The sequence below is a fragment of the Rothia sp. CCM 9416 genome, assembly GCF_048513535.1.
Classification (GTDB): domain Bacteria; phylum Actinomycetota; class Actinomycetes; order Actinomycetales; family Micrococcaceae; genus Rothia.
The window spans coordinates 19,357-43,974 of record NZ_JBLXXR010000006.1 but is presented as its reverse complement, the minus strand read 5'-3'; the positions used below and the strand labels follow the sequence as shown (position 1 = coordinate 43,974).

Sequence of the window (24,618 nt, the reverse complement as noted above, 5' to 3'; positions counted from 1 at the left end):
CATGCCACGTATTCTTGTGCTCGCCGATCTAGGGCAGGTTCAGTACCATGTGGGCGACGAGGCTATGGGCATTACAGTGTCCGCGGAACTTACCCGGCGGGGGTTCGATGTTGTCATCGCAACCCGTGACGTCGAACATTCCAGGCAATATATTGGGTCCGCAAGCGACTATATGGCAACCCTGCAGGTACCCTGGCCCCCTGCTGAACGTGAGCTTTATATTGCTGAGCTCCGCGCTCATTTAGCAGGTGCACCAGCACGGTCAGAAATCACAGATTTTGTGCACAATGTATCAGCAGTAGACGGCATAGTTATAGCTGGTGGCGGCAATATGAACTCCACCTATGGCTGGCTACTCTACGAGCGGGTTGCCTATGCTCTGATCGCTCAGGCCTATCAAATACCCCTGGTTATTTCGGGTCAGTCTCTGGGACCGGTTCTTACCGAAGCCGATGCAAAGGTTCTGCACGAGATGCTCGATATAGCCCAGCTCGTTGGCCTGCGCGAATCTAGCTCCTACAGCTGGGCCCTGTCCCGCGGTCTTAAAGCTAACCTCATTGCAGATGACGCTACTTTCTACCAACATAAGCACCGCTCCCTACCCGGACGCCCGATTGTTGATTTGCCCGAGAACTATATCTGTGCCACCTTCAACGGCTTGAACTCCGGGCAGTCCCGGATAATCGGTCAGATCCTGGACGATATGCACCGCCAGTACGGCCTAGGCACCGTCTTCCTGCCCCATATGGGCCAGCCCCAGCAGGAGCAACAGGGCGATGTAGCGGTTCACCGAGAGATTGCCTCACACATGTTCTCGAACCCCATTGAGCTACCGGTCGTCCATGCAGACGACGCCGTCCAGGTACACAGGGGAGCTTACATCGGTTTTTCGACCCGCTACCACCCCGGGGTATTTTCCCTCTCAGCGGGTATTCCTTTCGTAGCCCTGCTACCCGATGCTTTTACCGACATGCGGGTACGAGGAATGATGAGCCAGTACGGTGCAGAGAACTACGCTATACCCCTGGCCCTCTTAAACTCAGCAGCCCCCCTTGAGGCACTGCACGAGGTAGTTCAGCTACGCCCTGAGCTTTCTGCAAGCCTGCAAGCACGCACAAACCGCCTGAGTGCTTTCTCAGCTCAGTGGTGGGATGCCGTATCCACTGTCTTAACCCACAAGAGCAACCATCTGGCCCCAACTATCCAAAATCTAGACAGTACTCCCACGCTTTTTACCGGTGAATGGAATCTCACTAATCTGCTGGTTCGTGACGATATTGCCGAGATTTCGCTGGCAGCCTCCCTAGCTCGCGCTGAAAGTGACCGAGCGCTTTCCTGGGACTACCAGCGTCTGCTCCAGCGCGACCGTGCCCAAGCCCGCGCCGATGAACTCGAGCGTAGGAACGCGGAGCTGGCTGATTCTCTGATTGAGGCAGAAGAAAACGCCACTCTACGCGGCTGGGTACGCCGCAAGATGCGCGGAGAGTAAAAAGGAACCCAGCTCCCGTCTGGGAGCTGGGCTTCTTTTATTTTTTAGCCGAAACGGCCTGAGACGTAATCCTCGGTGGACTTTTCTCGGGGGTTGTTGAAGATTTCCTGGGTGGGGGCATATTCAATGAGCTTGCCCGGTTTACCCGTTCCCGCAATATTGAAGAAGGCGGTCTTGTCTGAGACGCGAGCGGCCTGCTGCATATTGTGGGTCACGATCACCACGGTGAACTCTTCTTTCAGCTCATTGATAAGATCCTCCACGGCCAGTGTAGAGATAGGGTCCAGGGCGGAGCAGGGCTCGTCCATCAGGATTACATCAGGTTTGACCGCTATGGAGCGGGCAATGCACAGGCGCTGCTGCTGGCCGCCCGACAGGCCGGAACCCGGCTTATCTAGACGATCCTTAACCTCCTTCCAGAGGTTAGCACCGCGCAACGAGCTCTCAACCAGCTCATCGGCGTCACTCCTAGAAATTTTGCGGTTGTTGAGCCTGACCCCTGCTAAGACGTTTTCACGGATTGACATGGTGGGGAAGGGGTTAGGCCGCTGGAAAACCATGCCGATCTGCGAGCGCACGGTCACGGGGTCTACTCCCTTGCCGTAGAGGTCGTCCCCGTCGAGCAGGACCTTGCCTTCGACCCGGGCGCCGGGGATAACTTCGTGCATGCGGTTGAGGGTACGCAGGAAGGTTGACTTGCCACAGCCGGAGGGGCCGATGAAGGCGGTCACTGTTCGTGGCTCAATGGCCATGGTGATATCTTCTACCGCGAGAAAGTCACCGTAGTACACGTTCAGGTTTTCAACGTCGATACGCTTTGACATGTGTTTTCCTTTTTCAAGATGAAGTCTCTAAAGAGGGAGGCCGCTCGGGCCGGGTGCTTAGCGCCCGGTCTTGGGGGCGAAGAATTTGGCGATAAGGCGGGCTGTTAGGTTCAGGATCATCACAATCAGAATCAGAATCAGTGCCGCCGCCCAGGCGCGGGTCTCGGAAACTCCGGCTGCGGTGGGGCTGGTCGGTGACATGATCTGGTAGTAGATGTAGGTGGGTAGTGTGGCCATCCAGCCGCCCAGGGCGTTCCAGTTGATGGAGGTGACGAAGCCTGCGGTTACCAGAATCGGGGCGGTTTCACCGATAACTCGGGCGATAGCCAGGGTGACACCGGATGCGATACCTGAGATTGCGGTAGGGATGACGACTTTCATGATGGTTCGCCATTTACGCACGCCCAGCGCGTAGGCCGCTTCACGCAGTTCGTTGGGCACGATTCGGAGCATTTCTTCGGCGTTACGAACTACGGTGGGAATCATGAGCACCGATAGCGCTACCGCAGCGACCAGACCCATACGGTTCATAGGGTCACCCGAGATAAGTGCGAAGAAAGAGGCGGCAAAAAGACCGGCCACGATTGAGGGGATACCCGTCATAACGTCCACGAAGAAGGTAATTGCTTTGGACAACCATTTACCCTGGCCGTATTCAACCAGGTAGATAGCGGTTAGTAGGCCAATCGGCACAGAGATCACGGTGGCAAGCAGGGTGATCTCTAAGGTGCCAAGGATGGCGTGGTAGATACCGCCCAGTACCGGTCCGGTGCCCTCGGCTGCCGCGTTGTCGTGGACGCCGGTGACGCCCTTCATGGATGTACTCAGGAAGTTACCGGAGAGGCCGGGGATGCCCCGGGCGAGTACGGTGTAGAGAACCGACACCAGGGGCAGCAGAGCTAGAAGGAAGGTGCCATAGACCAGGTAGCTGGCAAAGGCGTCCTGCCCCTTTCGTTTGCCTTCAATGGAGCCTAGGGCTAGTGGCCCGGCCAGGACAAAGATGAGCCCGGAGAAAACAGCGAAGGTTGCTATGGAGAAACCCATGAGGGAGCTGGCTGCAGCGCCCAGGATAAGAGCGCCCAGACCAACAGCCGGAGCAAGCCAGCGGGGGGCCTGGCGGCTGGTAAAGCGGGATTTGCTGCTAGCTACAGACATTAGTTAGCTCCTGAGAAGTCCTTGTAGCGGGACACAATCATGCGGGCCATGATATTGACCATGAGGGTGATGACGAAGAGCACCATACCGGCGGCAATCAGCTCTGACATGCGTAGCCCGTAGGCTTCGGGGAAGTTCAGGGCGATTTCCGAGGCGAAGGTTTGGTTACCTGAGGTGATGAGTGAAGCGGTCAGTGGGCCGGAGGCTAGTACCAGGGTCACAGCCATGGTTTCGCCCAGGGCGCGGCCTAGGGCTAGCATGACCGATGAGATGATGCCGCCGCGGGCAAAAGGAAGGACCGTCATCCGTATCATTTCCCAGCGAGTTGCACCTAGCCCCAGGGCGGCTTCCTGTTGCAGGAGCGGGGTCTGAACAAAAATTTCACGGCACATGGAGGTGATGATGGGCAGAATCATGATGCCCAGCACGATGCCCGCGGTCAGGATGGTTTTACCGGTCTGCGAGGCGGGACCGGCAAAGATGGGCAGGAAACCACAGTAGGTTGCTAGCCAGTCGTAGAAAGGAACAATCTTGGGCGCTAGCACCGAGGCGCCCCAGGCACCGAAGATAACAGAGGGGATAGCTGCTAGCAGGTCAATGACGTAGCCGATGCTCTGGGCCAGCTTACGCGGGGCGTAGTGGGAGATAAAGAGCGCTACACCAATACCGATAGGGGTGGCAAGGAGTAGGGCGATAGCCGAGGCAATCAGTGTACCGATGGCCAGCGGCCCGATGTACTGAACAAAACTACCGCTGGGCAGTTCAGCCGGGTCAGAGGTGAAGACCGGTAGAGCCTGAGCCACCAGGAAGATAGCAACAGCTGCAAGAACGACTAGGATTAGGACACCCGCACCCAGGGAAATACCCGAGAAAATTTTGTCGGCCGCTGGGTTGCCGACAGCGGGCAGGTCTTGAGTTTTCGCGCGGCCACCTGCTGGGCCATGCTGCGATACTTCAGTAGTTGACATAGTAATTGATTTGAGCCTTTGGCCTTGTCTTACTCGAGACGGTGCGGCTAGTTATCACAACTAGCCGCACCGTTGGCGGGGTGAGAGTTACTTAGTAACGGTGATGGACTCGACTGCCTTCTGGGCATCAGTGCTCAGTGCCGATGTCAGAGGGGCAGATGAGGCTGCGTCTGCAGCATCCTTCTGGCCCTGCTCGCTGACGACGTAGCTCTCGTAGGCCTTGACTAGGCTTGCCTTGTCCTCATCTGAGTAGCCGGAGCAGACGATATGGTAGGAGACCAGGACTACGGGGTAGGCCGTGGGGTCTTCGGGGGTGCGGTTGACCTGGATTGCCATGTCGTTCTTGTTCATGCCGCCTACCCGCTCTGAAAGTTCAACGGCTTTTGCGGCAGTCTCTGCGGAGAGCTCAACGTAATCATCACCGACCTTGACGTTTACCTTGCCGAGGTTGCCGATAGCGGAGGCATCAGCGTAGGTGATAGCGCCCTCGGTAGATGAGGTGGTGGAGACAACACCGGAGGTGCCCTTGTTAGATTCACCGGAGTACTGGGAGGGCCAGTTACCGTCTGCTTCTACGTCCCAGGCGCCGTTGGAGGCGGCTTGCAGGTATTCGGTGAAGTTCTCGGTGGTACCGGAGTCATCGGAGCGGTGTACCACGGTGATCTTGGTGTCGGGCAGGGTGACGCCCTCGTTCTGGGAGGCGATAGCTGCATCCTTCCAGGTGGTGATTTCACCCTTGAAAATTTTGGCCATGGTTTCGCCATCGAGGTTGAGGGAGTCAATGCCGGGCAGGTTGAAGGCAATAGCAACGGGTGAGATGTAGACCGGGATGTTGATTGCGCCGTCGGGGCCGCAGACTTCCTTGGATTTTTCCCACTCTTCGGTCTTGAGGGCACGGTCGGAGCCTGCGAAAGCGGCGCCACCAGCCAGAAAGGCCTCGCGGCCAGCACCGGAGCCATCGGGTGAGTACTGGACGGTACCGCCGATGTTGGCGAAGCCGGTTTCCCAGGCTGTGATGGCTGCCTGCTGTGAGGATGCGCCAACACCGGTCAGGGCGCTTGAGGGGAGGGAGGACGAGCTACCACCGGCGCTGGAGCCGGTTCCGGTTGCGTTATCTGAGCCGCAAGCGGTGAGGGCGAGTGCGCCAACAAATGCAAGTGAGCTCCAGCGAGCGAGTGACTTAGCCTTCACGGTATGAGGATCCTTTGTTTGTGTGCTCTCTTGTGCCGACCGTGTTTGGGTGGGGCCGACAACCGTTGAACAGTTGGTCAGGTATCTAACGTCTATGACTTTAGGGAGCTTAGGTAGCAGGTGGGCTAGCACTGAGTAAACGGTGGGTGAACAGAGGGCGCACAGTGGGCGTTAAGACTGGGAAGGTGGGGTGGTGATGGGCTCCTACTAGAATGGTAGGCATGTGTTTTGGTCAGCAGGTTAGTGTCATCAGGAAGAAGGCAGCGCACCGGGGTCGCCTGGGTGTGATTCGTATGAGGGAGGGGTTCTTCCAGTCCCTTCAGATTGTGGTCTCTGGTATTGGCGCTTATCTCTTTGCTGAGCAAGTTCTGGGCCATAGGCAACCAATTTTTGCCGCGACCGCTGCAATTGTGTCGCTGGGCTATATCACGGGTGCTACTCATGCCCGCCGTATCCTTGAGGTTTCTTTTGGGGTGACGCTGGGTATTTTGATGGGTGACCTCATGATGATAGTTCTGGGTCAAGGGATTTGGCAGGCTGGCTTAGTGATGTTCCTGTCGATTATGTTGGCCCGGTTCTTGGATAACGGGATTCTTTTTACTATTCAGATGGGTTTGCAGTCTTGCCTGGTTGTCTTGCTACCACCTAATGCGGACGGGCCTTTTGGCCGCAGTCTTGACGGGATTGTGGGTGGCTTGTGCGCTTTCTTGTTGATGTTTCTCTTCCCTAAGGATCCGCGCAGAACTCCGCGTGAGAACGCCCGCAAGTTGATGAGTGCTTTTGCCTCTGTTTTCCGTGATGCTGGGACGGCAATGGAGCATTATGACGGTAAGGAGGCCTGGTATGCACTGGGTAGTGCCCGTAGGCTTCAGCCTCTCTATACCACCTGTGAGAAGGACATTATTACCTCTAAGGGGATGGCTCAGTTGGCCTGGACCGGTCGCTCACACATGAAAGAGCTGGAAGGCTATAGTCAGGTTCTAAGCAAGATTGACTATGCGATCCGTAATACCCGGGTGCTTAATCGTCGTATGGCTTCGACCATTAATAACGTGCAGATTTCGCACCGGGCAATTAGCTCAATTGCCCAGGCCCTTACCCACATTGGTGATGCTATCGGGATTTTGGGTGAAGGTATGTCTGCGCCGGAGGCTAAAACCCGTTCAGCCTGCATGATGCAGGCACGCCAGAATTTGTCGCTCTTAGCGGGGCGGTTAGAGCCCCACATGATGGGTGTTCAGAGTATGGAGGCGGAAGCCCTGGTTTTAATGTTGCGCCCGCTGGTGGTGGATCTTTTGGAGGCCTCGGGGCTGACTCATGCGGAGGCGGAGTCTATGCTGGTTCCGCTGGGTGATTCTATGACTGAGCACGCTCCGACTACCAGTATGATTCCGGTTCAGCCTAGCCCCTTGAAATCGGCTCAGCAGCCCTTGGTTGAGGAAAAGCACCGGGCCGATACGCAACAGCTTACTATTGTTTTGCGGGCTAAGGACCGGGCTTCTGCACGGTCTGGTGGGCAGGAGCCTACGGGGCCACAGGCAACTGTGAAGGTGGCTCCAGAGCTGACGGCTGGCCTTGCCCGCGTGGAGAAACAGCAGGAGCTAAATACCCAGCAGCTAGCCCTTATTGAGCAGAATATTGAGACTGAGAAGTAGGTTCCCCAGCTCGGTATCGTGCCCGCTAGCTGATGCGGGGCTGGTCTTCTAGGGCAGTTGCCCAGCTCGGTATCGTGCCCGCTAACTGGCTCGGGGCTGGCGTTTAAGGGAAGTTAGCGGGCATGATACCGAGCAAAGCCCAGTGTAAGTCCCTGCCAACTGGCTCGGGGCTGGCGTTTAAGGGATCTTGGCAGGCACCAGTACTGGGCAGAATATCACGATAACTAATTCCCAGCGTTGGGAAAGAGCAGGGCTAGAGCCTCCCCCAGCAATGCCACTTCGCGCACCGATACTCCGGCGGGTACTTGGCCCACGCCTGCTGGGGAGGCAGGAACAATGACGTGGGTGAAGCCCAGGCGTCCTACTTCGGCAATGCGCTGGCGGATGCCCGGTACGGCTCTGACTTCACCGGCTAGGCCCACTTCTCCGAAGACGGCGAGTTTGCGTGGGAGTGGTTTGTCTTGGGCGGCTGAGGCGAGGGCTATGACGCATGCGAGGTCTGCGGAGGGCTCAGATATTTTGGCGCCGCCGACGGTTGAGATGTAGCAGTCGAGTTTTCCCACGTTGAAGCCGGCTCGTTTTTGGAGGACGGCGAGCAGCATAGAGATGCGGGAGCTATCTAGGCCGCTGGTTGCTCGGCGGGGCTGGGGTGTTGCGCTTTGGTCGAGGAGGGCTTGGACTTCTGCTAGGAGGGGGCGGCGGCCTTCCATGGTGACAGTGACGCAGGTTCCGGCCACCGGGTGGGGGGTGCGGGAGACGAAGAGGCCGGAGGGATCGGTGACGGGTGCTATGCCGTCTTCGTGCATGTCGAAGCAGCCGACTTCGTCGGTGGGGCCGAAGCGGTTTTTGATGGCGCGGAGCATGCGGATGTGGGAGTGTTTGTCGCCTTCGAATTGGCAGACGACATCGACCAGGTGTTCTAGGAGGCGGGGGCCTGCGATGGTGCCTTCTTTGGTGACGTGCCCGACCAGGAGAGTGCACATGTTGCGGCGTTTGGCGGCGGCGATGATGCTGGCGGCGACTTCTCGCACCTGGGTTACGCCGCCTGCGCTCCCCTCAACGTCTGTGGAGGCTAGGGTTTGCACGGAGTCAATGATGAGCAGGTCAGGGCTAACCTGTTCGATGTGGGCGAGGGCTGTGCCGAGGTCTGTTTCGCTGGTGAGGTAGAGGGTGTCGGCGAGTGCGCCGATGCGGTCGGCGCGGAGTTTGACCTGGGCGGCGGATTCTTCGCCGGTGATGTAGAGGACGTTGTGTGCTTTGCCGGTGGCTTTGCCGCGGGCGAAGGTGGCAGCTACATCGAGTAGGAGGGTGGATTTACCGACGCCGGGTTCACCAGCCATGAGGATGACTGCGCCGGGGACGAGCCCGCCGCCGAGGACCCTGTCGAATTCGGGGTTGCAGGTGCTCATATATTGGGCGACGGTGGAGTCGACTGCCCCGATGGGTTGTGCGGGGGTTTGGACGCTGGAGGCTACGGTGGTTTTGGCGGCGATGGCACCGGTGGCGGCTTCTTCGACGGTGCCCCAGGACTGGCATTCGCCGCAGCGGCCTACCCATTTAGCGGTGGTCCAGCCGCATTCGGTGCACCGGTAGGCGTTGGTGGAGCGGGAGCGGGTGTTTTTTCGGGTAGCCATAGTCACAGCATAAAGCCGGGGGCTGACATTTTAGGTGTGACTTAGCTACCGGCTGACCGGTGCGGGGTGGGGACCTACATGAACCGTTCGAGCAGGGAGCTTTCTGCCATGCGGGAGAGTGATTCGCGGATGACGCGTGCTCTTTGTTCCCCGATTCCTTCTACGGCGCGTAGGTCATCGAGGCTGGCGGCCATGAGGGATTGGAGGCCGTCAAAGCGGTCTACTAGGCGGTCTGCGACAGCTCCGGGCATTGTTTTGATGCCTGCTAGTAGGCGGTGTCCGTGGGGGTGTAGGGAGGCGCTGAGTTCTTCGCCAAGTCCCACGGTGCGGGCGATAACGAGTAAGTCAACGATTTCTTTGTCGTTGAGTTCTTGCAGGGCAGCTACGGCTTTTTGGAGCTCTTCGGGGGTGATGTCTGCGGGCAGGTAGTCACGGAGCACGACCCAGCTTTCGGGCAGGTCGTGGGTGGCTAGTTCTTCGAGCTGGAGGGCGACCAGTCGGCCTACATCGCCCAGTTCTACAACATAGTGCCCGGCTTCTACTGCGATGCGTCGCACCATTTCCATACGCTGGAGGGTGCTGGCTACGTCGCGCAGGGTTACGTTGGCTTCGATTTCGAGGGAGGAAAGCTGGTGGAGCACCTGTTCTAGGCGTTCGGTGTAGCTGTCGAGGGTTCTGATGGCCTGGTTGGCGCGGCTCATCAGAGATTGGGCGTCTTCGACCGTGTAGCGGATTCCTTCGGTGTAGACCGAGATCAGTGACATGGAGGCGCTGACTGCGATAACGGGGAATCCTGTTTGTTTGGCGACTCGTTCGGCGGTGCGGTGGCGGGTGCCGGATTCGTTGGTGTCGATAGAGGGGTCGGGTAGGAGCTGGACCCCTGCTGCTAATAGGGTTGAGGCGTCGCGGTCGCAGATGATGGCACCGTCCATTTTGGCGAGTTCGCGCACGCGGGTTGCCGAGAATTCGGTGTTGATGGCGAAGCCGCCTGAGGACATGTGGGCAACGGTCTTGTCATTGCCCAGCACGATGAGGGCACCGGTACGACCGCGTAGGATACGTTCGAGCCCCTCGCGTAGCTCCGTACCGGGGGCAATCTGGGCGATTGTTTTCAGCAGGGAATCACTATAAACCGTTAGCACCCCACCTATTTTAGTGCACCCGACTGTTTCCTGCCTTAAAGACCGGTGCCCCGGCAGAGTATGCCGGGGCACCGGAAGAGAAAACCCTTAGGGTTTAGCCGGTGACGATGATGCGGATGGGCTGTGAGGCTACACCGTTGACACTTGCGGTTGCCCAGTAGTGGCCGGGCTGGATGGTTGCGGTGGTGTTGCAACCGAGGACATTCAGTGAGCGGTTCCAGGTCAGCGGGGTGGTGTTGGTGGCACCGGCCGCGACTTCGGCGTCTGCAACGGGGTTAGCGTAGCACTGAGCGTAGTTGTAGACCTGGGCGGGGCCGGAGGTGATGTTGACATCTACGTTGTTAGCGCCACCGGTAACGATGCAGGGGTTACCTGATGTGTTGGTGTAGGTTACAGCGAGTGCGGGGTTCTGGCCTGCGGCGTAGGTTGGGCTATCAGAGGTGATGCTGACCTGTAGGTCTGCTGCGGTGCAGGCAGCTGCTACAGCGGGGGCCTCGCTGGGTTCAGCAGAAGGTGTGGCTTCAGCGTCCTCACTGGCTTCATCAGAGGGCTTAGCTGACTCCTGATCAGACTCTTCCTCTGCCTTCTTGCTGGCTTCATCTGATGCTGAGCTGTCATCGGCTTTGGCGCTTTCAGAAGCGGAGCTTTCGTCCGATTTTGCGCTCTCAGAAGCAGATGCTGATTCGCTAGGACGCTCGCTAAAATCGCTAAAGGCTGCGGCGCTGGTAGAAGCGCTAGCGGCGGTTGAGGCGCTCTCGGTGTTCTTTCCGCGACCGGCCAGCAGGCTGATGAGCCCGATAATCAGGAGCAGGATAAAAACAAGAACGAGCAGGGCGACAATGCGGCGGCGGCGGTAGATTTCGGGTGAAACCTCTTCTACCGGTGAATCAACTTTAACAGACATATCTCTAGACTACCGTCTTCTACGCCAAGATAGGAGCTTTTAAGCCCCTATTAGGGGGTTAAGTCAATCGTGTTTTAGAGTGTTGGGGTGTCTTTTACTCTGCCTCTGAGCGGTTTAGCTCCACAGGACCTCAACGCTCTTCATGCCCGCATCAATTCCTGGTACTTAGAGAACCGGCGTGATTTGCCCTGGCGCACCGGTGAGAACTCTTCCTGGGAGGTCATGGTCAGCGAATTTATGCTGCAGCAGACCCCTGTCAAGCGGGTACTGCCGGTCTGGGAAGTATGGCTGGATCGCTGGCCCACCCCTGCTGATTTGGCGGCTGAGGATTCCGCGGAGGCAGTACGCGCTTGGGGGCGTCTGGGCTACCCGCGCCGCGCTTTGCGTCTGCACGCTGCCGCTCAGGCTATTGTTGAGCGCCACGGAGGCCAGGTACCCAGCACCTATGATGAGCTGCTTGACCTTCCCGGTGTGGGTTCCTATACGGCGGCGGCTATTTCTGTGTTTGCTTTTGGCAACCGGGCTACGGTGATTGACACCAATATCCGCAGGGTTCACGCCCGCTTGGTCTCGGGTAGAGCTTTACCGGGGCCTTCTCTCACGGCAGCTGAAACCCGGCTAGCCGACGAGCTCATGCCCGCTGATACCCCTACTTCTTGCCTGTGGAATGTATCGGTGATGGAGTTGGGTGCTCTTATCTGCACTGCTAAGTCACCGGATTGCGCTTCCTGCCCCGTGGCTGATGCTTGTGCCTGGGTGGCCGCAGGAAAACCGGAGGCTGACTACCAGCCTAAGGGTCAGGCCTGGGCTGGGACCGACCGCCAGTTGCGGGGTGCCATGCTGGGTGTACTCCGTGCGGCCCTAGCCCCGGTTCCCTCGCGTTTACTCACTGCACCGGGCCAGCTTGATTTTGTGGTGCCCACCGAGCTGGTTCCTGCCGTAGAAAAATTACAGAAGCTCTCCCCCACCTCTGAGCAGATAGAACGGTGCTACTTGGGGCTAGTCGCTGATGGTCTCGCCAAGGAACACAGCGGGGGCTTGATATCGCTCTAGGTTGCTAAGAACCGGGAACAGAGACAGCCACCCCTGCCAGTACTAGCAGTTGAGTACAGAAGTCAGAAGAAACTTTCTATACCTTCGAGTCATTTGCTGACTGCTGCGGCCAACATTTTGATAGGTCTTGGCTCAGAGGGAGATAATCATGCGGGTATTGCCCAGAGTATTGGGCTTGACCCGAGCCAGGTCCAAGAACTCAGCCACACCCTCATCGTGTGAACGCAGGAGCTGCATGTAGGTTTCTGGATCAAGCTCTTCCTGGTTCTCCATCACCCTAAAGCCCAATCGCCCAAAGAAGTCCACCTCAAAGGTCAAACAGAAGACACTCTCCACACCCAAATCCCGGGCACGCTCTAGCAGATTTGAGACCAAAGCAGCACCCACTCCCCTGCCCCGGGCAGCGGGGTCGGTTGCTAAAGTCCTCACTTCAGCAAGGTTTCGCCAGATCACATGGAGCGCACCGCAGCCGAGCATCTGCCCGTCTTCGGTCTCCGCCACCACAAACTCCTGGATTGCCTCGTAGTAGGCAACGTCCTCCTTATCAAGGAGGATACCCTCAAGAGCTAGGGGGCGTACAAGCGCCTGAATATTTGCCACATCGTCCACGGTAGCCCGGCGTACACGGAAAGAAGTCATACCCCCAGGCTACTGCCCCATGAGCCAGGTTAAAAATAAATCAGCCCCCGTTCCACCTATTGGTGAGGGGGCTGATTTACATCATTACACACACATACACACAAGAGTTTTCTTGTCCTGAACGGTCCTACGCACTAAGACCATTTGCTTCAGGGGCTCTGTCGAACCGTATGACTTAAGTATTGACCACTAGCCTTGGGCCAAGTCCTTAAAGACCTGGGCGCTAGCTGAAAGGTTGGTCAAGCTTTGGTTACAGCTCCAACACTAGGCCATATTTCGATATATTTTTCCCTGTCAAGACCGAAAACCGCCCTGGCCCCTCTCTCAGGGCGCAGGGCGGCTTCTTAGGTAAGAATCTAGAGCTGGCTGTCACCTTCCACCGTGCTCTCGGCAACGGCAGGCTGGTCAGCCTTCTGATCACCTTCGCTAAAGACACGGTCAAAGCTGTCGCTATCCAGCTCACCCAAAGGGGCAGAGCTAAAGGTGAACTTAGCCAGGTCGCCCTCGCCTTCAGTGTCCACGGTAATCTTCTCACCGGGCTTGATCTCACCAAAGAGAATCTTTTCGGAGAGCGGGTCCTCCAGGTTGCGTTGCATCTCACGACGCAAGGGGCGGGCACCCATCGAGGGATCATAGCCCTTAGCGGCCATCAAAGCCTTAGCCTGATCGGTCAGTTCAATAGACATATCCTGCTCGCGCAGGCGCACGGCCAGGCGGGCAACGAACAAATCCACAATCTGTAGAATCTCAGACTCAGACAGCTGCGGGAAGACAATGATGTCATCGACGCGGTTCAGGAACTCGGGGCGGAAGTGCTCCTTGAGGGACTCCATGACCCGGCCCTGCATACGCTCGTAGGTGCCTGCGTCGTCGCCCACCTGCTGGAAGCCAACAGGAACACGGCGGGCCATCTCACGAGAACCAAGGTTGGTGGTCATGATGATGACAGTGTTCTTAAAGTCCACCACGCGACCTTGTGAGTCAGTCAGGCGGCCGTCCTCAAGAATCTGGAGCAGGGAGTTGAAGAGGTCAGCGTGAGCCTTCTCCACCTCATCAAAGAGCACAACAGAGAAAGGCTTGCGGCGGACCTTCTCGGTCAGCTGGCCGCCTTCCTCGTAGCCTACGTAGCCGGGAGGGGCGCCGAAGAGACGGGAAACGGTGTGCTTTTCCTGGTACTCCGACATGTCCAAAGTGATAAGGGCATCCTCGTCGCCGAAGAGGAACTCGGCTAGAGCCTTAGCAAGCTCAGTCTTACCGACACCGGTGGGGCCTGCAAAAATGAAGGAGCCACCAGGACGCTTGGGGTCTTTCAGACCGGCGCGGGTACGGCGGATAGAGCGGGAGAGAGCCTTGATAGCGTTCTCCTGGCCAATCACGCGCTTGTGTAGCTCGTCTTCCATCTTGAGCAGACGACCGGACTCTTCTTCAGTAATCTTGTAGACAGGAACGCCAGTTGAGGCGGCTAGGACATCGGCAATAACCTCGGGGGTTACCTCACCAAAGGCATCCCCAGCCTTACGCCATTCCTTTTCTTTCTCGTCCTTCTCGGCAATCAGCTTCTGCTCTTGATCACGCAGGTCAGCGGCCTTCTCGAACTCGTTAGCCGAGATAGCCTCTTCCTTCTCGCCACGGAGCTTAGCAATACGCTCTTCCAAGATCTTGATTTCCGGGGGTGCGGTCATACGCTTAATACGCAGGCGGGCGCCGGCCTCGTCAATCAGGTCAACAGCCTTATCGGGCAGGAACCGGTCTGAGATATAGCGGTGGGCCAGGTTAACAGCGGTCTCGATAGCCTCATCGGAAATGGTGACGCGGTGGTGAGCCTCGTACTTATCGCGCAGGCCCTTAAGGATTTCCACAGCCAGCTCGGGTGACGGTTCATCCACCTGAATCGGCTGGAAACGGCGCTCCAGAGCGGGGTCCTTCTCAATGTGCTTACGGTACTCATCCAGGGTGGTAGCACCGATGGTCTGTAGCTCACCTCGGGCCAGCATGGGCTTGAGAATAGAGGCCGCGTCTATGGCGCCCTCAGCTGCACCGGCACCAACCAGGGTGTGAATCTCGTCGATAAAGAGAATGATGTCACCACGGTTGCGGATCTCCTTGAGCACCTTCTTCATGCGCTCTTCAAAGTCACCGCGGTAGCGTGAACCCGCAACCATAGAACCCAAATCCAGGGTATAAAGGTGTTTGTCTTTAAGGGTTTCAGGAACATCACCGTGAACGATAGCCTGGGCAAGGCCCTCAGCCACAGCGGTCTTGCCTACACCCGGCTCACCAATGAGCACAGGGTTGTTCTTGGTGCGGCGAGAGAGGACCTGCATAACCCTCTCCATCTCCTGATGACGACCGATCACGGGGTCAAGCTTGCCCTCACGAGCAGCGGCAGTCAGGTTACGGCCGAACTGGTCAAGGATGGCTGAGCCCGCGGGGGTGCCCTCACGGGAATTACCGGCACCAACGCCAGCGGTCTCCTTGCCACCCTCACCATTGTTGTTACCGGGGTAGCCGGCAATCAGGTCCATCACGGTCTGGCGAACCTTGGCAGGCTCAGCCCCCAGCTGGGTCAGGATCTGGTTGCCTACACCCTCATTAGCGCGCACCATACCGAGCAGAATGTGTTCGGTGCCGATGTAGCCGTGGTTAAGCTGAATAGCCTCACGCATGGAGAGTTCAAGAACCTTCTTGGCGCGAGGGGTAAAAGGGATATGGCCGCTAGAGGCCTGAGCGCCAGAACCGATGATGTCCTGCACCTGATCACGGACAGCGGCGAGGCTCACCCCGAGCGATTCAAGAGCACGGGCAGCGATACCTTCACCCTCGTGGATCAGACCGAGCAAAATGTGTTCGGTGCCGATGTAATTGTGGTTGAGCATGCGTGCCTCTTCTTGGGCAAGCACAATCACTCGACGGGCGCGGTCGGTAAACCGTTCAAACATTGAACACTCCTTGGAAACTTACTATTACCCAAAAGATTACGCGTGTTCTCTAGCCCGTGGGGGCCTGTTCGCCACGGAATGAATGGTGTTCGCCTACAAGGGAACGAAAGCCCACACCTACCCGTCAAAAATCAGAGAGCAAAAACCCTGCGCGGTATCGGGCGCTAGAAAATAATAATGGCACTTTCACGGCCTCAGGGATTTACACAAAACATTCCCTCAGAACTCCCAGGAAGTTTCAAGTAAAAAACTCCTCCCCCATTAGGCCCACAAATAATGAACACCTGTCGCCAATTTAGATGCGTTGATATGGGTAAACACAATGAATCCCGTAAAGAAATGGGGCGGAATACCTTAAGGTATTCCGCCCCATAAAAACGGGAAAGAAACTATTTACTTGTTTTCTTTACCCTTAGCAGCGTAGTAAGCATCCTGGATATCCTGGTGAATACGTCCACGGCTAGAAACGTTATGACCGTTCTCCTGCGCCCACTTGCGAATCTCAGCAATTTCGGGATTGCGCTTGGGGGTGGTACGTGAACCAGCCGGACGGCCAGCGGTGCGCTGAGCACCATTTGCACGGCGGGCCTTAGCGGCGAACGGACGGATGGCATCGCGCAGGCGGGCAGCGTTAGCGCTGGAAAGGTCAATTTCGAACTGACCACCGTCGAGACCGAAACGTACGGTTTCGTCTGCGGGGCCACCGTCGAGATCGTCTTCAAGAATAATCTTGACCTTCTGAGCCATTGTTTTCTCCTTTTGATGAGGTGATGAAGGGAATATACACTCCGCTACTTCGGGTACCTAAGTAAAGACTAATAAATCTTTGGTTGGGCTGTGGGGTGTGTAACGAAGTTAGCCACCCTCGATGACTAATAATAAATAATACATATCATTGCACCAAATAGGAAATAAAGCCCAGATTCTTATCTCGGGTTTCCCTCAAAAAAATTATTAAGAATCTTCGGAGCCAAAAGGATTCCTAGCCCCATCAGAGCTTTTTACTGACTGATACCACTGCTCAGCATCCTTTTGAATATCACGCTGCGCGGCTCTTTCTGTTCGGTCAGCTCGGCTCATCCACCGCAAAATAAAATAAAGCGCTACCCCAGCACAGGTGGAGGGCACTAGCCCAATAAGAAAATCCACTGTTCTAACCTTTCGCTCTCTTTAAGCCCCGGTAATCTACCCTAGAACTCTACCCTAGAACCCAAGAGTAAAGCCCGCCCAGCCTTTGCTGAGCGGGCCAAAAATCAGAGGCTACTTTTCACTTATTCAGCTTCGGGTTTCATCAAAGGGAAGAGAATAGTTTCACGAATACCAACACCGGTAAAGAGCATAATCAAACGATCAATGCCCAAGCCTAGGCCACCCATGGGAGGGGCACCGTACTCCAGGGCACGCAGGAAGTCCTCATCAAGCTGCATGGCTTCGTCATCTCCGCCAGCGGCTAGCTTAGACTGCTCAGTGAGGCGTTCACGCTGAATCACGGGGTCAATGAGCTCAGAGAAGGCCGTGCCGCGCTCCATGCCACCGATAATGAGATCCCACGCTTCAATCAGGTTGCTTTCAGAGCGATGCTGACGGGCCAGAGGCTGTGCGCTGGGCGGGTAGTCATAGACAAAGGTGGGGTTCAGCAGGGTGGGTTCAACGATCTCACCGAAGAGCTCCACGACTAACTTCTCGGCATCCCACTTAGGATCAACCGCAACGGAGTGCTTCTCCGCGATTGCGCGCAGTTCCTCAGCGCTCGTTGCAGGAGTAATCTCAACCCCCACTGCCTCGGACAGACCGGGGTAGACACCCAGCCACTTCCACTCAGCGGTCAGGTCAATGGTTCCAGCTTCAGTCTCAATCTGGTGCACACCCACAGCATCAGCGCAGGCTATAATCATTTCCTGCATACGCTTGGCCATAACGAACTGGTCAGCATAAGCCTCATAGCATTCCAGGGTTGTGAACTCAGGGCTGTGAGTGGAGTCCACGCCCTCGTTACGGAATACACGGCCAATCTCGTAGACACGTTCTAGGCCACCGACTTCGGCGCGCTTGAGGAAGAGTTCGGTAGCAATACGCAGGGTCATGGGCTGATCAAAAGCATTCAGATGAGTCTCAAAGGGACGCGCTGCCGCACCACCGTGAATCAGCTGCAGGATCGGAGTTTCCAGCTCAATATAGCCGTGGTTATTCAGCACGTTACGGACAGTCTGAGTAATCTTGGCGCGCTTAATGACCAGCTCGCGGGCCTCATCACGCACCATCAAATCCAGGTAGCGCTGGCGGACACGAGTCTCTTCGTTGAGGTCAGAATGCAGGTTGGGCATGGGGCGCAAAGCCTTAGAAGCCATCTGCCAACTGTCGGCCATGACCGAAAGCTCACCACGGCGAGATGAAATAACTTCACCCTGAACAAACACATGGTCACCCAGGTCAACCAGAGCCTTCCAATCAGCCAGGGCTTCTTCACCCACACCAGCCAGCGAAATCATGGCCTGAATACGAGTGCCGTTACCCTGCTGTAGGGAAGCAAAGCACAGCTTGCCGGTATTACGCACGAACACTACGCGCCCAGCGATACCGACAATATCGCCGGTCGTCTGGTCAGCTTCAAGAGTTCCATCGTACTTTTCACGAATCTCGGTAATGGTGTGGGTAACGGGAACACCTACCGGGTAGGCTTCACGGCCACTTTCTAGCAGCTTCGCGCGCTTGTCGAGACGGATCTGCATCTGCTCCGAGGCGGCGTTCTCTACGGCCTTGGTCTCTGCGGGGGTCTTGCCCTGTTCAGTCAATGATGTACCTGTTCTGAGGTTGATGATAAAAGATTCTTAGTTGATTTCCATGTTATCGATGAGGCGGGTATTGCCTACGTAGGCAGCTACGAGCGCTAGGACACGTCCGCTCTCATCAAGGGGGGCCTCAAAGGTGTCAGTATCGACTACTTCGAGGTAGTCCAGGCGGACACCGTCGGTCTTATCAATCGTTTGGCGGGCCCGCTCAACCTGCTCCGGAGAGAAAGCCCCGGTGATGTACTGCTCACGCAGGGTAGCCAGAGTGCGGGAGAGCACCAGAGCAGATTCGCGTTCTTCGGCGCTCAGGTACTGATTTCGGGAGGATAGCGCCAAACCGTCATCGGCACGAACAATCGGCACAGGCTTAATAACAACCTCGTGGTTGAAATCTTTGACCATGCGCTGTATCAGAGCCAGCTGCTGGGCGTCCTTCTGCCCAAAGTAGGCGTTGAGGGTAGCCTGCCCCACCATGGGCTTAAGGATATTGAAGAACTTATTGACAACAGTCAAGGCACCGTCGAAGTGCCCGGGGCGGGTTTTCCCCTCAAAGAGGGTGCCCAGCTTGCCCGACGAGACGGTAATTTTCGGATTGCCGCCGGGGTAGATATCTTCTACCTGAGGAGCGAAAATTACGTCAACCCCTGCCTGAGCGGCTAGCTCAGCATCTGCTTGAAGGGTCCTAGGGTAATGCTCAAAATCTTCACCGGGACCGAACTGAAGGGGGTTCACAAAAATCGAGAGAACAACAAGATCGTTCTGTTCACGGGCACGACGAATCAGGGTGGCGTGCCCCTCATGGAGGGCCCCCATGGTGGCTACGTAGCCAACGCTGAGTTTCTTCTTAGACTTTGCGGCTCCATTTTTCTCAACCTGTGCTGTTGCCGTGGTCATAGAAAGAAGCATTTCACGGGCGAGATCGGAGATAGTGTGTGCGATGGGGATTTGGCTCGTCACGGTGGCGAGGTTTCCTTTCGGTTTTTTGCGCTCTCCCAGTTTACCCGGCAAGTGCGCTCAAGACACTATGGTACTGCTCTTGAGTTAGTGCCCCGCGAGTGTATGCTCTCTGGGCAGTCGCCTTGGCTAGGGCAAGGTAGGCAGTAGGAATATCTTCTGCGCCTTCTTCCAGGGCATAGTTTGCCAAAGTCTGGGCATGTGCCGCAACGGTATGAGCGTCACCCCGAACTACTGGGCCAGTCAGGGCGTTCTCCCCCGAGGCAAGAGCGTTATCCAGGGAGGCCCTCAGGAGCGGCTCAATGTAGCGGGCGGGATTTTCAATACCTATAGAACTCAGAATTTGGAGTGCCTGGCCGGTGACTGTTACCAGGTGATTAGCGCCGTGGGCTAAGGCCGCGTGGTAGAGCGGCCGGTCCCCCTCAGCAATGATGACGGGTTCCCCACCCATCTCAACGGCGAGCGCCTGGGCAATGGGAAGGAAGGGGGCTGGGCCAGTCACCCCGAAGCTGGTGGAGTTCAGCCGCGCCAGGTCAAGGGAAAGCCCGGTAAAGGTCATGGCCGGGTGAATGGCAAGACCGATAGCGCCCTGGGCTGTTGCCGGGGCCAGGACGTTTGTACCGTGGCGGCCCGAGGTGTGAATCAGGATTTGGCCGCTACGCCAACCGTCTGTCTGGGCTATTCCTGTGACAAGGCCGGGGAGGGCATCATCGGGAACTGCTAGCAGGATTACTTCGCTCTGCTCGATAATTTCGGGGACGGTCAGCACGGGAACCCCGGGAAGCAGGGCATCGGCCCGGGTGCGGGAGGCTTCAGAAACCGCGTGAAGGCCGGCGATGGTGTGGCCGGCTGACCGCAGTGCCGCGCCCAGTACCGCACCGACTTTGCCGGCGCTGATAAGACCGATCTTGAGGCGGGCCGGTCTAATGGGGCTGTTCATGGTCTTTCTTTCTGCCGATGACACTGACCTGCCCAGTCTACCTGCCGAAGTCTAGTGTGCGGGGTGGCCCTTGCGGTAGTGCTCGTAGAGGCGAGAACCCAGAATACCTAGCGGGATAAGAACAGCCCAAGGCTTACCAATCCCTAAAAGCAGACTTACCGAGAGAATCTCCAGCATCACACGGAAAAGTGCAGAGGCCGGTTCAATAGGGATAACCAGCCCCTCGGGCAGGGTTATGACCAGGTCGTAGTTATAGGTCAAGGGTGGGTTGTGTTCACCGAGTGCGGTAGCTAGGCCAAAGATAAAACCGGTCAGGGCAGAAAGTAGCGGCAGCTGGAAGATCAGAGCCATCACCAGAACATAGCAGGAAGCCGCAAGGGTGGCTCCTCCGGCAAAGCCCAGGACGGTAGAAAAGTAGGGCGCTGAGAGCCAGCCGCGCAGGGGAAGGTTGGCCGCCCACTCGCGGGTCAGCCAGCGGTAGAGGCTTGCCACCATCCAGGCCCCAACTGCAATCACCACACTGGCACCAGCCTGCCCCAGGGCAACTCCACCCAGGATAGCGAAGGGAATGGTGAGAACAAGGATGAGGAAGAAAGGGCCGGTGCTATCAGCTAAAGCAGCCAAAGACAGTAGGAGTGGGCGAGCCGAGAGCACCCGCCTTCTGAACCGTACACTCTGGGAGCCGTAGTAGCGGTAGCCGTCTGCCCCGCCCAGGTTGCGGAGCCCCTGAAAGAGGATAGCGCTACGCCCGTAAGCGCTGGTGAGGGCGTACCAGGTCAGGTTCGTTCTGGTACCGGCAAGACCATAGGCCAGCGCGCCCAGAAAGCCGCTACCCAAGATTCCCGCCGCGCAGAGCTGGGCCGTACTTGTGGGGTCGTAGCCGGGTAGTAAATCACAGGTGGTCGCAAGGACCAGTCCCAGACCGGTTACTAAAGCTAGAACGCCCCAGCCTGCCAGTAGCCGCCAGTGCCCGCTGGCCTGAACACCGATTGCTCCGTGAACCAGCACAGCACCATACAGGCAGGCCGCAGTTAGCACTGCACAGAGCTGCGGGGGTGTTAGGGGCGTAAAAATGATGGCAAATGATGTCACTACCAGCGCCCATAGCCCCAGGGCACCCCACATGGCAGGTTGTTTCCAGGGGTTCTTGCTGGCAGGGATAAGACCGGAATAGCGCCAGAAAAGCTGGGAGGGTGAGTAAGCTACCGGGCCTAGTAAGCCCAGAACGGTCACGAAGGCGGCCACCACTATAAGCAGGGCACCCAGGAAAAAGCCGGGAGCCTGAGCGTCATCGAGCGTGAAGTAGAGGTAGTGGCCCCTGAGCTGTTTGAGGGCGTACGAGATTGAGCCCACCAGCGCTAGCATCACCAGCAGGTAAAAGCTTAGGTTATAGAGATCAACAAACCTGTCGGTGATTTTAGTTTTCATGGGACTCATCTAAGAGCAGGGGGAAGGTGAGCTTACGGGTTCCGGGGAGCATATTAAGGCTGGGTTCGTGGGTAGCTAGGCAGACAGCCCGGCCTTGGGCGGTTTGTTCCTGTGCCCAGGCGGCCACCCACTCAATACCCCGCCTATCAAGGCGTTTTTCTGGCTCGTCCAGGAAGTAATAGCGGGCTGGACGCACCAGCAAGGAGGCCAGTTTAGAACGCTGTTCCTGGCCAGAGCTTAGGGTGAAGGCCTCCCTGTCGTAGGCTTGGGGTACACCTAGCTCTTCGAGGGCATCACGCGCGCTCAGCAGTTGTGCAGGGTCAAACCCCAGCTCCTGGGCAAGAGCAGGCCCCTGGGAGGCAATCATCTCAAGGTGCTGGCCCACCGTCACTCCGGGTAGCCAACCCACAGAATCATTGATACCAAAAACCTGCAGGCGAAACTCTGGAGAAGCTGAAGTAATAGGCTGTCCATCCAGGACCACATGCCCCTCAGTCAATTCTTCCTGCTGAAGCAGGCAACTCATAAAGGTCGATTTACCCGAACCGTTGGGGCCGACCAGAGTGGAGTAGGTACCCGGCTCAAAGGTCACGGATATCTCCGAAAAAATGAAGTTATCGCGGTATGACTTGGCCGCCCGATCCATAAGTAAGGATTGTTCGCTCATGAATATACACTCTACATGCGCTCAAGCACAGCAAGCTGGGATTGACGAACCAGCAAGGATCGCGCGACCTCTGCATCAAGGTGAGATACGCGTGTCCCTAAGGCACTCCCCGCCACCGACACCTCTAGGTGGGCAAGACCTAGACGCCTTTGCCAGGGCCCCTGCCGCAAAGCAACCCCCTGGATTTTCCTATGAGGCACCATGCCAAACCGCCGATGCCACCGACCCGAACGAACCAGCAAGAACTCAGGAGTCTGCAAGAAACCGTTATACCGGTAAGTAAACCAGTCAAAAACACGAGCCGAAGCAGGAGAAACCGTAAAACCAGCACGGCCCTCAAGAGCGCCCAAGCCTTCACGCAGATGCCCAATGGATACTCCACCCTGGCTCAAAGCAGGCAGAATGAGCTGGACAATAGCAAGAACATCGTCAAAGGTGCCCACCGGCAAAAGCTCACCGGTAGCCTGTTCATCCAATTCGCTTTTACCCGCCAGCGTCACCCTAACCCGATACCAGCCGAAAAACCGCCAGAGGAAAGGTTGCTCCACCTGCAGGCGCTGGACCCTACCGGCCGGCAGGGTCTGCGTGGTGGTGTCCCACAGGCCATAACGGGTCTTCAAGCCGCTAGAACTCGTAGACAGCGAAAAGTTAAAGCCGGTATTCAACCGCTTCAAAGCTCCCGCGAAAACGCCCAGAATCACAGCAAGATTAGACGTGATGATAGTGCCGATACCCCAGTCAGCTGACACCATAAATGCGCTTAGGCCTATGCCAATAAGCAGACCCAGCCCCCAACCAAAGTTAAAAACCAGGGAACCAATCAGGCGGCCCAGAGGCACTTTAACAATAAGGCGCTCATCCTCACCTGTAAGACCCATAAAATTCTCGGTCAGGTGCTGGACTAAAGGCTCAGAAAGGTGCTTCTCCCCCTGCGCAGGGAGAGTAGCGGCTTCACCGGCTACAGTCTGGGCAGGAGCTTTGAGGGAGCCAACCTGAGCTAAGAGCTCATCGCGAAGCTGACGGGCACGGCGGTAGCTCAGATACTCAACCTTGAGAGCAGAGGAATCACCATCGGCCACATCAAACTTAAGCTCTGCCAGCCCCAGCAGACGGGCCGCAAAGGGACGGTTGACGTCAATAGACTGCACCCTATCCAACCGTGCTTTTCGTTCGGTGCGGAAAATTGCCCCGCTCTTGAGATAGAGGTTCTGCCCATCCACCGCAAAACGGTAGAAGAACCACTGGCTCATCATGGGGATAAAGAAAATTAGAAAGAGAGCCAGCAGGGCCGCAAGATACCAGTAGGTGCCAAATACAGCGGTCCAGGCAAAAAGCGCTGTGTCCGGGGGCCCACTCTTAAGGCGGGCGCTGGGGTCAGCATCAAATTCCCCCGACAGCAGGCTTTCCACCGCATGACGCCCAATGGTAAAGAAGAAGATAAAGATAAGCAGCCAGGCCTTCACCAGAGGGGATAGCGGGTGAGCACGCTGCCAGACCAGCTTCACGGGTTCAGGCTCGCACTGTTGCTCTGTATGCTCTGTATGCTCAGTATGCTCTGTGCGCGACTCTGCCATTAGAGACCAACCATCTTGGCATCGGACAGGTCGGTCAGGACCTCGCGTAGGTTCTCCGCAATCCTACGGTCTAGCCCGGGGACGGTGGTGCTGTTGGCCGCAGTCCGCACCTCTACATTTGCTAGGTTCAGGGCGTTGAGGATAGGGCCGGAAGTCACATCAATATACTGGATGCGCCCATAGGGTATAGCGGTCACCGAACGGAACATCAGGCCCCGCCGCACCAGCAGGTGGTCCTGACGTTCGCTGTAACCAAGCGCCAGCACCTGCCCTTTAACCAGAAGAGTGAGCCAGATGTTCAGGGCAAGAACCAAAGCAGGAAGCAGGTAAGACAGCCAGAGAGGCCAGTCCCACCAGCCCAGAAACCGGGTAAAAACTAACGGTAAGAAAGCAGCTCCTGTCAGCCCAAGAGACCATATCAGGCGGGCTATCAGACGCACCCGAACATAACGGGTAGAAACACCTTTCCAGGAGACCTCCGGCAAGGTACCAACACCCCGGCCAGCGCCGTCCAGATCCAAGGGAGGCAAGGTCGGGCTGAAGAGCTTTTGCTCTGCCCGGTTAGGGGAAGGCTGAGTCCACGAGATATCGTCCATGCTTATACCACCCTTTTCTGCCTCGGTTGCATCAGAGTCAAACCTGCGGAAGGGGCCATAAACCGACCCCATTCCCC

Annotated in this window: 20 protein-coding genes; 3 read left to right on the top strand and 17 right to left on the bottom strand. The window is 57.0% G+C overall.

Going from position 1 to position 24,618, the window contains the following annotated elements; all coding sequences use genetic code 11:
• Nucleotide 1 precedes the first annotated feature (1 nt).
• A complete protein-coding gene (locus ACN080_RS04185) occupies nucleotides 2-1,489 on the top strand; it encodes a polysaccharide pyruvyl transferase family protein (RefSeq protein ID WP_419104174.1) in 1,488 nt (495 codons plus the stop codon).
• Nucleotides 1,490-1,533: 44 nt separating this feature from the next.
• On the opposite strand, the gene pstB is transcribed toward ACN080_RS04185, so the two are convergent.
• The 4 genes from pstB to pstS all read right to left on the bottom strand — a co-directional run bounded on the left by pstB (nucleotide 1,534) and on the right by pstS (nucleotide 5,627).
• Entirely contained in the window at nucleotides 1,534-2,313 is a 780-nt protein-coding gene (gene pstB, locus ACN080_RS04180) for a phosphate ABC transporter ATP-binding protein PstB (RefSeq protein ID WP_419099033.1), read from the bottom strand.
• Between the two features lie 57 nt (nucleotides 2,314-2,370).
• Nucleotides 2,371-3,468 (bottom strand): phosphate ABC transporter permease PstA, encoded by a 1,098-nt coding sequence (gene pstA, locus ACN080_RS04175; RefSeq protein ID WP_419113115.1) that lies wholly within the window; start codon nucleotides 3,466-3,468, stop codon nucleotides 2,371-2,373.
• Nucleotides 3,468-4,436: a phosphate ABC transporter permease subunit PstC gene (gene pstC / locus ACN080_RS04170; protein ID WP_419099031.1), complete on the bottom strand. Its 969-nt coding sequence runs from the start codon at nucleotides 4,434-4,436 to the stop codon at nucleotides 3,468-3,470. Before pstC ends, pstA begins: the two co-directional genes overlap by 1 nt.
• 87 nt (nucleotides 4,437-4,523) lie before the next feature.
• Nucleotides 4,524-5,627: a phosphate ABC transporter substrate-binding protein PstS gene (pstS, locus tag ACN080_RS04165; RefSeq protein WP_419111710.1), complete on the bottom strand. Its 1,104-nt coding sequence runs from the start codon at nucleotides 5,625-5,627 to the stop codon at nucleotides 4,524-4,526.
• A 221-nt stretch (nucleotides 5,628-5,848) separates the two neighbouring features.
• Here pstS and ACN080_RS04160 point away from each other — a divergent pair, with 221 nt between their 5' ends.
• Nucleotides 5,849-7,282 (top strand): FUSC family protein, encoded by a 1,434-nt coding sequence (locus tag ACN080_RS04160; RefSeq protein WP_419113114.1) that lies wholly within the window; start codon nucleotides 5,849-5,851, stop codon nucleotides 7,280-7,282.
• 224 nt (nucleotides 7,283-7,506) lie between these two features.
• On the opposite strand, the gene radA is transcribed toward ACN080_RS04160, so the two are convergent.
• The 3 genes from radA to ACN080_RS04145 form a co-directional block, all read right to left on the bottom strand.
• On the bottom strand, nucleotides 7,507-8,916 hold the full coding sequence (radA, locus tag ACN080_RS04155) for a DNA repair protein RadA (RefSeq protein ID WP_419113113.1): 1,410 nt from the start codon (nucleotides 8,914-8,916) through the stop codon (nucleotides 7,507-7,509).
• 74 nt (nucleotides 8,917-8,990) lie between these two features.
• Entirely contained in the window at nucleotides 8,991-10,058 is a 1,068-nt protein-coding gene (gene disA, locus ACN080_RS04150) for a DNA integrity scanning diadenylate cyclase DisA (protein WP_419099027.1), read from the bottom strand.
• Between the two features lie 94 nt (nucleotides 10,059-10,152).
• The gene (locus tag ACN080_RS04145; RefSeq protein WP_419113112.1) at nucleotides 10,153-10,962 is read right to left on the bottom strand and encodes a hypothetical protein; all 810 of its coding nucleotides are present in this window, start codon (nucleotides 10,960-10,962) and stop codon (nucleotides 10,153-10,155) included.
• A gap of 87 nt (nucleotides 10,963-11,049) precedes the next feature.
• Here ACN080_RS04145 and ACN080_RS04140 point away from each other — a divergent pair, with 87 nt between their 5' ends.
• A complete protein-coding gene (locus tag ACN080_RS04140) occupies nucleotides 11,050-12,015 on the top strand; it encodes an A/G-specific adenine glycosylase (protein ID WP_419113111.1) in 966 nt (321 codons plus the stop codon).
• Between the two features lie 132 nt (nucleotides 12,016-12,147).
• Here the strand turns inward: ACN080_RS04140 and ACN080_RS04135 are convergent, their stop codons facing one another.
• The 10 genes from ACN080_RS04135 to ACN080_RS04090 form a co-directional block, all read right to left on the bottom strand.
• Entirely contained in the window at nucleotides 12,148-12,654 is a 507-nt protein-coding gene (locus ACN080_RS04135; RefSeq protein WP_419099024.1) for an amino-acid N-acetyltransferase, read from the bottom strand.
• 356 nt (nucleotides 12,655-13,010) lie between these two features.
• Complete coding sequence (locus tag ACN080_RS04130; RefSeq protein ID WP_419110936.1) at nucleotides 13,011-15,593, bottom strand: ATP-dependent Clp protease ATP-binding subunit; 2,583 nt, start codon at nucleotides 15,591-15,593, stop codon at nucleotides 13,011-13,013.
• 393 nt (nucleotides 15,594-15,986) lie between these two features.
• Nucleotides 15,987-16,340, bottom strand: a complete 354-nt coding sequence (locus ACN080_RS04125; protein ID WP_419099022.1) for a histone-like nucleoid-structuring protein Lsr2 — start codon at nucleotides 16,338-16,340, stop codon at nucleotides 15,987-15,989.
• Between the two features lie 524 nt (nucleotides 16,341-16,864).
• Complete coding sequence (lysS, locus tag ACN080_RS04120) at nucleotides 16,865-18,322, bottom strand: lysine--tRNA ligase (RefSeq protein ID WP_419113135.1); 1,458 nt, start codon at nucleotides 18,320-18,322, stop codon at nucleotides 16,865-16,867.
• Between the two features lie 99 nt (nucleotides 18,323-18,421).
• The gene (gene panC, locus ACN080_RS04115; protein WP_419099441.1) at nucleotides 18,422-19,288 is read right to left on the bottom strand and encodes a pantoate--beta-alanine ligase; all 867 of its coding nucleotides are present in this window, start codon (nucleotides 19,286-19,288) and stop codon (nucleotides 18,422-18,424) included.
• Nucleotides 19,289-19,379: 91 nt separating this feature from the next.
• Entirely contained in the window at nucleotides 19,380-20,276 is an 897-nt protein-coding gene (locus tag ACN080_RS04110; RefSeq protein ID WP_419099021.1) for a Rossmann-like and DUF2520 domain-containing protein, read from the bottom strand.
• Between the two features lie 51 nt (nucleotides 20,277-20,327).
• Nucleotides 20,328-21,704, bottom strand: a complete 1,377-nt coding sequence (locus ACN080_RS04105) for a hypothetical protein (RefSeq protein WP_419113110.1) — start codon at nucleotides 21,702-21,704, stop codon at nucleotides 20,328-20,330.
• The gene (locus tag ACN080_RS04100; RefSeq protein WP_419104166.1) at nucleotides 21,694-22,371 is read right to left on the bottom strand and encodes an ABC transporter ATP-binding protein; all 678 of its coding nucleotides are present in this window, start codon (nucleotides 22,369-22,371) and stop codon (nucleotides 21,694-21,696) included. Before ACN080_RS04100 ends, ACN080_RS04105 begins: the two co-directional genes overlap by 11 nt.
• An 11-nt stretch (nucleotides 22,372-22,382) precedes the next feature.
• On the bottom strand, nucleotides 22,383-23,945 hold the full coding sequence (locus tag ACN080_RS04095; protein ID WP_419104165.1) for a PH domain-containing protein: 1,563 nt from the start codon (nucleotides 23,943-23,945) through the stop codon (nucleotides 22,383-22,385).
• On the bottom strand, nucleotides 23,945-24,613 hold the full coding sequence (locus ACN080_RS04090; RefSeq protein ID WP_419104164.1) for a PH domain-containing protein: 669 nt from the start codon (nucleotides 24,611-24,613) through the stop codon (nucleotides 23,945-23,947). The genes ACN080_RS04095 and ACN080_RS04090 overlap by 1 nt, the downstream gene beginning before the upstream one ends.
• Nucleotides 24,614-24,618 lie beyond the last annotated feature (5 nt).